A 12,181-nucleotide genomic window follows, 5' to 3' on the forward strand; every position below is an offset into this window, starting at 1 on the left:
CGGCCCCACACAACTATCTGCAAGGTACTGAATGCCAGTTTCTATTTTTGATCCGCCCGCCCTCGAATCGGGCACGCTTCGTGTCACCCCGATTGGTGGTCTTGGCGAAATCGGTCGCAACATGACCACGTTCGAAATTGACGGCAAGATTCTCATCGTTGACTGTGGCGTGTTGTTCCCTGAGGAACACCAGCCTGGTGTCGACCTGATCCTGCCCGACTTCAGCTCGATTCGTGATCGTCTCGATGACATCCTCGGCATTGTGCTCACGCACGGACACGAGGACCACATCGGTGCTGTTCCTTATCTCTTGCGTTTGCGCCAAGACATCCCGCTGATCGGTTCGACTCTGACTCTCGCGTTGATTGAGGCGAAGCTCAAGGAGCACCGCATCAAGCCGTACACCCTCAACGTCACCGAGGGCCAGAAAGAGAAAATCGGCCCCTTCGATCTTGAGTTCGTTGCCGTCAACCACTCGATTCCGGATGCTCTTGCTGTCGCCATCACCACTGACGCGGGCACCGTCCTGCACACGGGTGACTTCAAGATGGACCAGTTGCCCCTCGATAACCGCATCACCGACCTGCGTGCGTTTGCGCGTCTGGGCGAAGCGGGAATCGACCTGTTCCTCTCCGACTCCACCAACGCCGACGTTCCCGGCTTCACGCCCAACGAGCGCGACATTGGCCCAGTACTCGAAGCGGTTATCGCTAAGGCTCCGCGACGCGTTATCGTGGCGAGCTTCTCGAGCCACGTCCATCGTGTTCAGCAGGTTCTGGATGCCGCGATCGCCAACAACCGCAAGGTTGTTCTGATGGGGCGCTCCATGGTGCGCAACATGGGCATCGCGTCAGACCTCGGATTCCTCAAGGTGCCCGACGGGGTTCTGTTAGACGCCAAGAAGGCCGTCAACTACCCCGACAACCAGCTCGTGTACATGTCCACCGGCAGCCAGGGCGAGCCGATGGCTGTTCTGGCACGCATGGCCAACATGGAGCACCAGATTGAGGTCGGTCAGGGTGACACGGTCATCCTCGCTTCGAGCCTCATCCCCGGCAACGAGAATGCGGTGTACCGCGTCATCAATGGCCTCACCAAGTTGGGTGCCAACGTCGTGCACAAGGCGAACGCCAAGGTGCACGTCTCAGGTCACGCGGCTGCGGGCGAATTGCTCTATTGCTACAACATCTTGCGCCCCAAGAATGTTCTGCCGGTTCACGGTGAGTACCGCCACTTGGTCGCAAATGCGAACCTCGCCATTCAATCGGGCGTTCCCGCTGAAAACACGATCATTGCTGAAGACGGCACTGTCATTGACCTCAAGGACGGCCACGCGGCTGTTGTGGGTCAGCTTGATGTCGGTTTCGTGTACGTCGATGGCTCGAGCGTCGGCGAGATCACGGAGGCCGACCTCAAGGATCGCCGTATCCTCGCCGAAGAGGGTTTCATCTCCATCTTCGTTGCGGTGGATCCTCAAACCGGCAAGGTCATTGTGGGGCCCGAGATCCAGTCTCGAGGATTCGCAGAAGACGAAGGCGTGTTCGACGCTGTGCTTCCGCAGGTGGTCAAGGCGCTGACGGATGCCGCCGAGAATGGCACCCGCGATACTCACGCGTTCGCTCAGGTGGTTCGTCGCACGGTGGGTCGTTGGGTGAACACTCAGCACCGTCGTCGTCCGATGATCGTTCCGGTCATTATCGAAGCGTAGGTTTTATGGATGGCGCGGGAGCTTCGGCTTCCGCGCCATTCGTGCGCCCGGCGCACGGGATGCGGTTGTTCTAGACGTCTGCGCGCGGTTGAACGTTGGACTTGTTTTTCGGCCCCCGAGGTGGTGTGATGTGAAGATTGCTCGGTTGTGTCGACGGGCTTCCTTCAGATTCGGGGTTTCAAGTGGGCGTTGCGCGCAGGTGGGTCTTCCCCATCATCTGGATGATCATTTTTGCCGTAATCGCGGCAGCGCTCGTGAAATTCGCGTTCTTTGGTGACGCTCTCAGCGCGGACAGTCTCGAGTACCCGACGGTCGCCATTGAAGAACAGCATTACGAAGTGGCGACAGGAACGATTACCAACGATGTCGAGCTGACAGGGAACATCACTGCTACCGCAGCAGTTCCGATCCCGGCGACGCTTTCGGGTGAGGTGCGCGAAGTGGCGGTGTCGGCCGGGCAATCGGTAAAGAAGGGCCAGGAGATCCTGAAGCTGCGGGCCGAAGTAGTCAACCCCGATGGAACGTCGGGAACGCAGTGGAAAATTGTTGAGGCGCCAGCGACGGGCAAACTGACGGACTTCACGGCGCTTGTCGGGTCGTCGTTTCAGGTGGGGTCTGCGGTAGGCAGCGTAGCTCCGCCCTCGTACATCGTGAGCGGAACCGTACCGTCAGAACAGCTTTATCGCCTCGTGGATCGTCCGAAAGAGGCGAGCGTTGCCATCAATGGCGGCCCGGCACCCTTTACGTGCACGGGGCTGAGCATTGCGTTCGCGTCGGCGAGCGAGGCGGGTGCGGGGGTGGAAGCGACATCCGGGCCGACAGTGTCCTGCACTGTGCCGAGTGATGTCGTGGTCTTTCCCGGTCTCACCGCCGACATCACAATTGCTGGCGGGATTGCCGAGGACGTCATGATTGTGCCCATCACAGCGGTCGAGGGTGCTGCCGGCTCCGGAAACGTTCATTTCGTTCTGCCGGATGGCACAACCGAATTGAGGGAAGTAGTTTTGGGCCTCAACGACGGCGTGAACGTCGAAGTCGTGTCAGGCCTCGAAGTGGGTGACACTATCTTGCAGTTCGTGCCTGGCGCAGAAGCCGTCGACGAGGAGGCGCTTCCCGATAACTGCTACAAAGACGGCGACGAAGTGGTGTGTTACTAATGCCGTTGCTTTCGCTTGATGGAGTCACACGTTCGGTCGAGTTGCCCGATTTCTCGACACTCGAGATCCTCAAAGGGATCACTCTCGATGTCGAGGTTGGCGACCACATCAGCATTGTGGGGCGCTCGGGGTCAGGAAAATCAACTCTGCTCAATCTCCTCGGGCTCATCGACAACCCCACTTCAGGTCGGATTGTGTTCGACGGCGAGCCGCTCGAGAAACTCGCGGGCAGCAAACGCGATCGCAAGCGCGGACGAGATGTTGGCTTCATTTTTCAGCAGTTCAATCTTCTTGCGGGCCGCACGGCTCTCGAGAATGTCATGACCCCCTTGCTCTATGCCTCAGGGCGCCAATTTTGGCGACGTAAAGCTATCGCCGCAGAGATGCTCGACCGTGTCGGGCTTGGTGATCGGATGGCCTCGATGCCTGAGAAGCTCTCGGGCGGTGAACAACAACGTGTTGCTATCGCGCGCGCCCTTGTTCGCAGCCCCCGACTGATCCTCGCCGACGAACCGACCGGTGCTCTGGATGTCGAGACAGGCAAGACGGTGATGGCTCTGTTGGATGACGTTGCCGAGCAGTCAGGCGCTGCTCTCATCACCATCACGCACGATCCGAACGTCGCAGCCCTCGCCCGTCGGCACTACCGTCTTGACGGCGGGGTTCTTGAGCCGATCGACGTGCACAAGATGCTTGCGGCCAGTCTTCCTGAGGCTGCGCTATGAAGTGGTGGCGAAAGAAAAAGACTGAGAACGTTTCGACCGAGCCGAACGAAGCCATCGCTCTCACGGGAGCCGACGTAACGGAGACGACACCACCGGACGCAACACGCGGGGACGCTGAGCCGACCGCATCCACCGAATTGGTCGCGCGCCCCGGCTCTGCTCTCGCGCAGCTTCGCCGCGAGCCGCGGGGTGCGGTCTTCAGCGGTGCGGTGGGGGCTGTAGTCGAAGCGTGGGATGAGGTGCGCATCAATCGCACCCGTGTCTTGTTGAGCCTGATCGGTATCGGTGTCGCGGTGTGCGCGCTCGCCACTGTCGTGGGAGCGGGGACGGTGTTCGGCCAAGCCCAGACGGAACAGTTTGAGCGGGGCAGCGGTCGCCCCGCAACGCTTGCCGTCTATCCGCCGTACCAAGAAAGCGGAACCCAGAATCCTGACGCGACCACGTTCATGGCCAGCATGGAAAACATCATTGAGCGCTACCAAATCAGCCATGCAACTCCACTATTGCGGGGGAGTGTCACAGCGAACCTTGTGAACGGCACGCAGTACACGGCCGTGCAGGGAGTCAGCGCCGCCTATGGAGTCATGCACCGCGTTGAGCTCGGAGAGGGGCGTTGGCTCACCGACGAGGATGCGAACCGGCTTGCTCCCGCCGTCGTGATCAATGACGAGTTCTACGAACAGCTCGGTCGCCCAGACCTGCGCACCCACCCGACGATTGTGCTGGAAGGGGAGACCACCACCACTGCCGTTGTAGTGGGAGTCTTTCTCCCGCAACCATTCTCGACGGGGCTCACCCTGTCGATGCTGGCCGACCCATTCCGGGCCCTACTCGGAGCCTCCGCGGGGGAACAATCCGACATCAGTTACGAACTGTGGGTTCCTGAAGAACAATCCGCGCAGCTGCAAGACATCATCACTCGCGATATCGTCGGTGACTTCGGCGCAGACTGGCGAGCGAACGTCAACCGAAATGACTATCTCGCCTGGGGTGGGCCTAGTCCTCTCGAGCCGCTGCAATGGGTGATCGGGGGCATCGCGGGCCTGATCCTTTTCCTCGGCGCTCTTGGCCTCGTCAATATCTCCCTCGTGACCGTCAAGTACCGCGTACGAGAAATCGGAGTACGTCGAGCCTTTGGGGCCACTGCTGGCCGAGTCTTCTTCGCGGTGATGATGGAGAGCGTCGTCGCAACAGTCGCCGCGGGGGTTATCGGTGTGGCGCTGGCGATCGTCATCGTTCAGAATCCCTCCGTCCAAGAACTCATTGCGCCCGGGGTGCAAGATCTCCCACCGTTCCCGCTTGAGGCAGCGTTGATCGCGCTCGCGGCATCCGCGGCAGTAGGGGCGCTAGCGGGATTGATGCCGGCACTCGTAGCGGTCAGGGTGAAAGTTATCGATGCCATTCGCTACTAGGGCTGGTGCGGCAGAGCGGGCGCGATGAGTGTCGCTGCATCGCTCTGACAGAGGCCACCGGTAGCGTTGAATTATGGCTACGCGTACATCGTCGACCTCGCGCTCGGGTGCGTCGAAACCGCGCGCCAGAAACACCACGAATAAGACCCAAGCGACCAAACGGATGCCGCGAGGCAAGAAGCCTCCGGTCGAGCCGGAGGGCCCCCTCACCAAACTGTGGCTCGCGCTCGCGCACATGGTCGGTGGAGCGTTCCGTGTTTTCGGTCGTGAGGAGCTCACGAAAGACGAGCGTCGCGACGGTGTTCCTTTCCTCTTCTTCCTGCTGGCGATCGTTGGCGCCGTCGTCGAGTGGTTCAATCCCACCGACTCGGTAGCGATCGCGCTCGACGCATACACCTTCGGTGGCCTCGTCGGGCGCGTGGCCTTCGCGTTGCCGGTGATTCTGCTTCTCTTAGCGGTCTGGATGTTCCGGCATCCGTCGAGCGTTCACGACAACGGCCGCATCGGCATCGGGCTCAGCATTCTTATCGTGACGGTTGCCGCGCTCTGTCACGTGTACACCGGGCAGCCGCACCCCTCAGAAGGTGCTGAGGTTATTGCCCGCGCCGGGGGAGTATTCGGCTGGCTGCTTGCAAATCCGCTGCTGTGGCTTGGTGGTGTGTGGCTCGCAGTGCCCCTGATCGTGCTTCTGCTGGTGCTCTCGATCTTCATCGTCACGAAGACACCGCCCAATCGGCTGCCGTCGCGACTGCGCGAACTCTACGCTTACCTTTTCGGTGCACAGCTGCAGACGGATGAAGAACGGGCCGCGGCCAAGGCTCAGGCCGGTGGCACCTCGAACGACTCCGTTCAGTTCGGGTCTCTGACCGACATCGGGCTCGGGGATGCCAACGACACGGGATCGCTGCCCTGGTGGCGCCGCAACAAGTCGCAACCGACGCAAGACAAAGCTTTTGATAGCCCCGTAATTTCTCGTGACCAATCGACTGAAATCGTGGCCCCGACCGCTTCGCCGTCAGCCGCTCCGGTTCAGCCGCCTGCAGCAAAAGATCTCACCAAGAAAGAAGATGAGTTCGGCGTCGAGCTGCTCGAAGATCTCCTCAAGGCTGAAGACGCGGTCAAGAAGTACGCGACCGGAGAAGTGGATGCTTCCGCCACCGGTGTGCGTGACGACGGCCCCGGCATCCTGCCTGGTTTCACCACCAAAGCGAGCGAAAAGGGCAATGCGGGCGAGTTTGACGGCCCGCACGAGACCACTCCTCAGTCGACCTCGGTCTATCGGCTTCCGCAGGCAGCGATGCTCTCGGCGGGAACCCCGCCCAAGTCGCGCTCGGCAGCGAATGACGAAGTCGTTGCAGCGATCACTGAAGTGCTCAAGCAGTTCAGCGTGGATGCCACGGTCACCGGTTTCAGCCGCGGCCCCTCTGTGACGCGGTATGAACTCGAGCTCGGTCCTGGCGTGAAGGTGGAGCGCGTCACCGCGCTCGCCCGCAACATCAGCTACGCGGTCGCAAGCAACGAGGTCAACATCCTGTCGCCCATCCCGGGCAAGAGCGCTATCGGCGTTGAGATTCCCAACAAGGACCGCGAGATCGTGTCGCTCGGTGACGTGCTGCGTTCCAGCGCCAGCACGAAGAGTGAACACCCCATGACGATCGGTCTTGGCAAGGACGTCGAGGGTGGCTTTGTCGTAGCGAACCTTGCGAAAATGCCCCACCTGTTGGTTGCCGGTTCGACCGGCTCGGGTAAGTCGAGCTTTGTGAACTCCATGATCACCTCGGTGCTCATGCGGGCAAAGCCGGCCGAAGTGCGCATGGTTCTCATCGACCCGAAGCGCGTCGAGCTCTCGATCTATGCCGGGGTTCCTCACCTCATCACGCCCATCATCACGAACCCGAAGAAGGCTGCTGAAGCCCTCGCGTGGGTCGTGAAAGAGATGGACATGCGCTACGACGATCTCGCCAGTTTCGGTTTCCGTCACATCGACGACTTCAACCGTGCGGTCATCGCCGATGAGATCAAGCTTCCCGAAGGCAGCCAACGCAAGCTCAAGCCCTATCCGTACCTGCTGATCGTTGTCGACGAGCTCGCCGACCTCATGATGGTCGCACCGCGCGACGTCGAAGACTCGATTGTGCGAATCACGCAGTTGGCGCGAGCGTCCGGAATCCACCTCGTGCTTGCCACCCAGCGCCCCAGCGTCGACGTCGTCACGGGACTCATTAAGGCCAACGTGCCATCACGACTCGCTTTCGCGGTCTCGAGCATGACGGACTCTCGCGTGATCCTCGATCAGCCGGGCGCAGACAAGCTCATCGGTCAGGGAGACGCACTCTTCTTGCCGATGGGAGCTTCCAAGGCGATTCGTGTTCAAGGAGCGTGGGTTCCCGAGAGCGAAGTAGCTGAAATCGTGAAGCACGTGATCGCGCAGGCACAACCGGAGTATCGCAACGATGTCGCTGTTGTCGCCGAGAAGAAGCAGATTGATGCTGACATCGGGGACGACCTCGATGTGCTGCTGGCGGCGACCGAGCTCATTGTCAGCACGCAGTTTGGCTCCACCTCGATGCTGCAGCGCAAACTGCGCGTCGGGTTCGCCAAGGCCGGTCGTCTTATGGACTTGCTCGAATCGCGCGAGATCGTCGGCCCGTCAGAAGGTTCGAAGGCGCGTGACGTGCTCGTGTCGGTTGAGCAGCTGCCAGCGGTGCTCGCGCGACTGCGGGGAGAAGATGAGCCGGGTCCGGTTGACGCGGTAGAAGAGTCTCTCAGCGGATACGATGAAGTAGAAAGCGCCTCAGACGAGGACGCCTGGAATTTGACCGATCGGGAGTGATCGCGTGGGCGACCAACCAGTTTCTGAATCCGCTCCGCCCCACCGCACCAGCTCATTTCGTGGTCGGATGGTTCGCAAGGGTGATTCTCCGGCGTCGAATGCCAACATCGCCAACATCGTCACTGTGGTGCGGATCTTTCTAGCACCGCTCTTCATTTGGATGCTGCTGCTCGATGACGGCGAAATGGGGCTCATCCGCTATATGGCGGCAGCCCTCTTCATCTTCGCGATCGTCACTGACACCGTCGATGGCCATCTGGCTCGCGGGAGAAACCTCATCACGAACGTCGGGATCATCCTGGATCCCATTGCCGACAAGATTCTGACCGGTGGCGCTCTCGTTGCCCTGTCGATTCTGGGTGAACTGCCGTGGTGGATCACGATCCTTATCTTGGTCCGCGAGTTCGGTATCACGATCTACCGTTTTGCGGTGCTGTCGAAGGTCGTTGTTCCGGCCTCCCGCGGAGGCAAGCTGAAGACCGTTCTGCAGGCCGTCGCTATTTCTCTCTTCTTGGTCCCGTTGTTCACCGTGCTCGGCCCGTGGGTCCTCTGGGTGAACTGGTTCGTGATGGCTATCGCTTTCATCTTGACGATGTACACCGGCATCGAATACCTGTGGCAGGCATGGCGCCACACCCGCAAATCCAACTCAGGAGCGTGACCCTTCACCAGTGACTACTGAAGAACTCGCCACGAAGATCGTGGCGATTCTCACCGAACAACGACAAACCCTTGCTCTAGCCGAGTCTTTGACGGGAGGTCTGTTGTGCGCGTCGCTCGTGGCAGTGCCCGGTGCTTCGGCGGTGCTCAATGGGGCAGTGGTGGCCTACAACACCGCCATCAAACATCAGGTTCTCGGAGTTGATGCAAGTCTGCTCGCCATCCACGGCACGGTGCATCCGGATGTCGCAGCACACATGGCCACGGGAGCGCGCGACGTTCTCGGGGTCGGCGAGCAACAGGCCTACTTCGGCTTGGCAACGACGGGTGTCGCGGGGCCGGACTCTCACGAGGGCAAGCCGCCTGGAACCGTGTTCATCGGTTTCGCGGCCACTGGCTTCGTGGAGACGAGAGATTTCCACTTTGCGGGGGATCGACACGAGATTCGTGTGCAGGCCGTGCACGAGGCGCTGCAGTGTTTGTATGACTACCTCACGTCGGAAGACTAGTTCTCGCAGGTGATTTGGTTGTCCCCAGAACTGGTGACAGGTCGTGGCAGGGGCCGGGAATAATCCATGTTTCGGCTCGGTTACAGTAAGCGAACTCACAAGGCTTCTCCAGTGTGGAGCGGTTAGAGTTCAGAACATAAAGTGGCTGTAGTCTTAGCTATCCAGAATAGTCTGGTCGCACGATTCAGTCAGAAAGGGAGTGTCCAATGGTTCTAGTTCGTCAAGAAATCGGTGACGTTCTCCGCGACTTCCGCTTGCAAAAGGGACGCACCCTTCGACAGGTCGCAAGTAAGGCGAGCGTTGCTCTCGGATACCTCAGTGAGGTTGAACGTGGTCAGAAAGAGGCGAGTTCTGAAATTCTTGCCTCGGTAGCTGAAGCTCTCGATACGCCCATCTCCGTGATTATGCGCGAGGTCGGCGACCGTCTAGCGGTCATCGAAGGCGCAACCACGATTCCCGATACTCTGCCCGACGAACTCGTCGCAGAGTTCGATTCGAACCTGGTTTCGCGCTAACCCCATCACGTCAGTGTCATCACGTCGCTGTCATCGCGTCAGTGCCCCGTTCCGGTGTGGAGCGGGGCATTCGTGCGTTCGGCGTGCTGTTGTCGCGTTTAGGGTGGAGTAATGCGATTGAGTGAGTTCTGGTTGGCTGTCTCCGATGAGTTCGGCGAGCCCTACGGCCGCGTTCTCGTCAACGATCAGGTGCTTGGTCCAGTCGGCGGCGTGACCGCGGCTCAAGCGCTTTCGCGTGGTGTTCCCGCGAAACAGGTGTGGGCCGCCCTGTGTGACGCTATGGATGTCCCCGCGGATCGCCGCTATGGCGTTGGCCAGCGCGAGCCCAAGAAGTAATCTTTTCGCTTCTGCGTGGCATGTTCGAACATCTGTTCGATATTGGTAGTCTTCTCCCTAACATCCTTTCGAATATTGAGTTTGGATGAGTTACGCACGTCGCTTCTCTGGAATGTCAGAGCATGCCCGTAGCGTGGCATTAGCAACACAGCCTTTGTCGGGAGGTTGCGGGCCTTGCATCATCGGTCCACGCCAATCACGACAGCCTATGGGCAGCAACCTACGACCACTGGAGAAGAAGTAATGCCATCAGTAGCAGACCGCGAGAAGTCCCTTGAGACCGCACTCGCTCAAATTGACCGTCAGTTCGGCAAAGGCTCAGTCATGCGCCTCGGCAGCGATGAGCGTGCTCCGGTCGAGGTTATTCCCACCGGCTCCATCGCTTTGGATGTCGCACTCGGCATAGGTGGGCTTCCCCGCGGCCGTATCGTCGAGATCTACGGCCCGGAATCTTCGGGTAAGACCACGCTCACCTTGCACGCCATCGCCAACGCCCAGCGCAATGGCGGAATCGCAGCTTTCATCGACGCCGAGCACGCGCTCGACCCGGAATACGCAGCGAAGCTTGGCGTCGACATCGATGCCCTTCTCGTTTCCCAGCCCGACACCGGTGAGCAGGCGCTTGAAATCGCCGACATGCTGGTGCGAAGTGGCTCTATCGACCTGATCGTCATCGACTCGGTTGCTGCGTTGGTTCCGCGCGCAGAAATCGAAGGTGAGATGGGCGACACGCACGTCGGTCTTCAAGCTCGACTCATGTCGCAGGCGCTGCGCAAGCTCACCGGTGGCCTGAGCCAGACCAACACCACCATGATTTTCATTAACCAGCTGCGCGAAAAGATCGGTGTCTTCTTCGGTAGCCCCGAAACCACCGCCGGCGGTAAGGCGCTCAAGTTCTACGCGTCAGTGCGCCTCGACATCCGTCGTATCGAAACGCTTAAAGACGGCACGGATGCGGTGGGTAACCGCACGCGAGTCAAGGTCGTGAAGAACAAGATGGCTCCGCCGTTCAAGCAGGCGGAGTTCGACATCCTCTACGGCATTGGTATCTCCCGCGAAGGTAGCCTCATCGACTTCGGTGTCGACCACGAAATCGTCCGCAAGTCGGGCGCGTGGTACACCTACGATGGCGACCAGCTCGGCCAGGGCAAAGAGAAGTCTCGTGCTTTCCTGCTCCAAAATCCGGCCATCGCGCTAGAGATTGAGCAAAAGATCATGCGCAAGCTCGGTGTCGGCGCCGAAGCTAAGGCTGCCAATGCAAGCGAAGCAAAAGCGCTTGCTGATGCTGCCGCTGTTGCGGAGAAAGCCGCTAAGGCCAGTGCTAAGGCTGAGGCCAAAGCTGACGGCCCCACATTGCCGGTGGCGGCTAAGACTGCTGCCGCGCCCCTCAAGAAGGCTTCTGGGCAGTAGGTAGTACTGGTGAATTCCTCCGACGACGATTACATCGCCCCCGTCATCAACCTCTTTGCTGACAGGTCTAGCGCTGCGCGCGCTGACGTGGTGGAGTCGTCGCCGGAGGAATCCTCCGCAGAAGAACAATGGGCAGCTGAAGCCGTTGAAGAACCGCAGGCCGTGCTGCGCGCATTGCCCACAATGCGTGACTTCAGTCCGCCCGGCGACGAAGAAGAACCGCAGCCAGCAACTGGTCGCGAGCCACGATTCGTCCCTGAACCGGTTGCTTCAGAAGCAGCGGTTTCGGCCGATCATCCCGCTAACGGGTCCGCAACGGCGGAACCGGCAGATGGGTCATCGCGCACGGCGCGAAAGCAAGCCCGCGACGGCTTCTCCGAGATCAGCCGAGTCAGCATGCGGGCGCTTGCTCGCCGCGGGATGTCCTCGCACGAGATGACCCAGTTTCTCGGAACGCGTGAATTCGAGTCCGACGAGGTCGAGGCAGAGATCGAGCGTCTTGAAGGGTCCGCGCTCCTCGACGATGCGGCCCTCGCCGAAACGCTTACCCGCACATTGCGCGAACGTAAAGGCCTCGGCTCCGGCGGAATCATTGCGGAACTTCGTCGTCGAAAGATCGACCAAGAGCACATTGACGCCGTCGTCGACTTTGAGCGTGATGAAGAACAAGAACGCGCAAATGAAGTCGCACTCAAACGCGCACCACAACTGCGCTCGCTCGACAACGAAACGGCCAAGCGCCGCCTCAGCGGATTCCTGCTTCGCAGAGGCTACTCCGGCTCTGTGGTGTCATCGGCAGTCAACACCGCGCTGGCGCCCGGTGCCGGCGGATCATCGCACGGCCCCCGCTTTCGCTAGAAGCTCGGCGAGCTTCGCGCCTGTCAACCCTCCTCAACGCTGAGGCTTAAGGTGGAAC

11 protein-coding genes are annotated in these 12,181 nt (G+C 60.2%); all 11 read left to right on the forward strand.

Annotation, left to right across the window (positions count from 1 at the left end):
* Positions 1-31: 31 nt before the first annotated feature.
* Positions 32-1,708: a ribonuclease J gene (locus tag I6E73_RS14280; protein ID WP_197108719.1), complete on the forward strand. Its 1,677-nt coding sequence runs from the start codon at positions 32-34 to the stop codon at positions 1,706-1,708.
* A 182-nt stretch (positions 1,709-1,890) separates the two neighbouring features.
* Positions 1,891-2,865: an efflux RND transporter periplasmic adaptor subunit gene (locus I6E73_RS14285; protein WP_307784329.1), complete on the forward strand. Its 975-nt coding sequence runs from the start codon at positions 1,891-1,893 to the stop codon at positions 2,863-2,865.
* Positions 2,865-3,590, forward strand: a complete 726-nt coding sequence (locus tag I6E73_RS14290; RefSeq protein WP_197126580.1) for an ABC transporter ATP-binding protein — start codon at positions 2,865-2,867, stop codon at positions 3,588-3,590. Before I6E73_RS14285 ends, I6E73_RS14290 begins: the two co-directional genes overlap by 1 nt.
* Complete coding sequence (locus tag I6E73_RS14295) at positions 3,587-5,002, forward strand: ABC transporter permease (RefSeq protein ID WP_197126582.1); 1,416 nt, start codon at positions 3,587-3,589, stop codon at positions 5,000-5,002. The genes I6E73_RS14290 and I6E73_RS14295 overlap by 4 nt, the downstream gene beginning before the upstream one ends.
* A 73-nt stretch (positions 5,003-5,075) precedes the next feature.
* Entirely contained in the window at positions 5,076-7,835 is a 2,760-nt protein-coding gene (locus tag I6E73_RS14300; protein WP_231601033.1) for a DNA translocase FtsK, read from the forward strand.
* Between the two features lie 67 nt (positions 7,836-7,902).
* Positions 7,903-8,496, forward strand: coding sequence for a CDP-diacylglycerol--glycerol-3-phosphate 3-phosphatidyltransferase (pgsA, locus tag I6E73_RS14305; RefSeq protein WP_197110607.1), 594 nt, complete (start codon positions 7,903-7,905; stop codon positions 8,494-8,496).
* A gap of 10 nt (positions 8,497-8,506) precedes the next feature.
* Positions 8,507-9,004 carry a CinA family protein gene (locus I6E73_RS14310; protein WP_197126584.1) on the forward strand — a complete coding sequence of 166 codons (498 nt, stop codon included), beginning with the start codon at positions 8,507-8,509 and terminating at the stop codon, positions 9,002-9,004.
* A gap of 206 nt (positions 9,005-9,210) precedes the next feature.
* The gene (locus tag I6E73_RS14315) at positions 9,211-9,519 is read left to right on the forward strand and encodes a helix-turn-helix domain-containing protein (protein WP_197108707.1); all 309 of its coding nucleotides are present in this window, start codon (positions 9,211-9,213) and stop codon (positions 9,517-9,519) included.
* A gap of 111 nt (positions 9,520-9,630) precedes the next feature.
* Positions 9,631-9,855: a DUF3046 domain-containing protein gene (locus I6E73_RS14320; RefSeq protein ID WP_197108705.1), complete on the forward strand. Its 225-nt coding sequence runs from the start codon at positions 9,631-9,633 to the stop codon at positions 9,853-9,855.
* A gap of 243 nt (positions 9,856-10,098) precedes the next feature.
* Positions 10,099-11,265, forward strand: a complete 1,167-nt coding sequence (gene recA / locus I6E73_RS14325; RefSeq protein WP_197108703.1) for a recombinase RecA — start codon at positions 10,099-10,101, stop codon at positions 11,263-11,265.
* 9 nt (positions 11,266-11,274) lie between these two features.
* Positions 11,275-12,123, forward strand: a complete 849-nt coding sequence (locus tag I6E73_RS14945) for a regulatory protein RecX (RefSeq protein ID WP_307784330.1) — start codon at positions 11,275-11,277, stop codon at positions 12,121-12,123.
* Positions 12,124-12,181 lie beyond the last annotated feature (58 nt).

It is taken from the genome of Salinibacterium sp. SWN248 (assembly GCF_015864575.1).
Taxonomy (GTDB): domain Bacteria; phylum Actinomycetota; class Actinomycetes; order Actinomycetales; family Microbacteriaceae; genus Rhodoglobus.

What these genes read in the sequence shown, in the direction of transcription:
- I6E73_RS14315 (WP_197108707.1), top strand. Translation starts at nt 9,211, where the DNA reads ATGGTTCTAGTTCGTCAAGAAATCGGTGACGTTCTCCGCGACTTCCGC.
- pgsA (WP_197110607.1), top strand. Translation starts at nt 7,903, where the DNA reads ATGGTTCGCAAGGGTGATTCTCCGGCGTCGAATGCCAACATCGCCAAC.
- I6E73_RS14280 (WP_197108719.1), top strand. Translation starts at nt 32, where the DNA reads ATGCCAGTTTCTATTTTTGATCCGCCCGCCCTCGAATCGGGCACGCTT.
- I6E73_RS14300 (WP_231601033.1), top strand. Translation starts at nt 5,076, where the DNA reads ATGGCTACGCGTACATCGTCGACCTCGCGCTCGGGTGCGTCGAAACCG.
- I6E73_RS14320 (WP_197108705.1), top strand. Translation starts at nt 9,631, where the DNA reads ATGCGATTGAGTGAGTTCTGGTTGGCTGTCTCCGATGAGTTCGGCGAG.
- I6E73_RS14290 (WP_197126580.1), top strand. Translation starts at nt 2,865, where the DNA reads ATGCCGTTGCTTTCGCTTGATGGAGTCACACGTTCGGTCGAGTTGCCC.
- recA (WP_197108703.1), top strand. Translation starts at nt 10,099, where the DNA reads ATGCCATCAGTAGCAGACCGCGAGAAGTCCCTTGAGACCGCACTCGCT.
- I6E73_RS14295 (WP_197126582.1), top strand. Translation starts at nt 3,587, where the DNA reads ATGAAGTGGTGGCGAAAGAAAAAGACTGAGAACGTTTCGACCGAGCCG.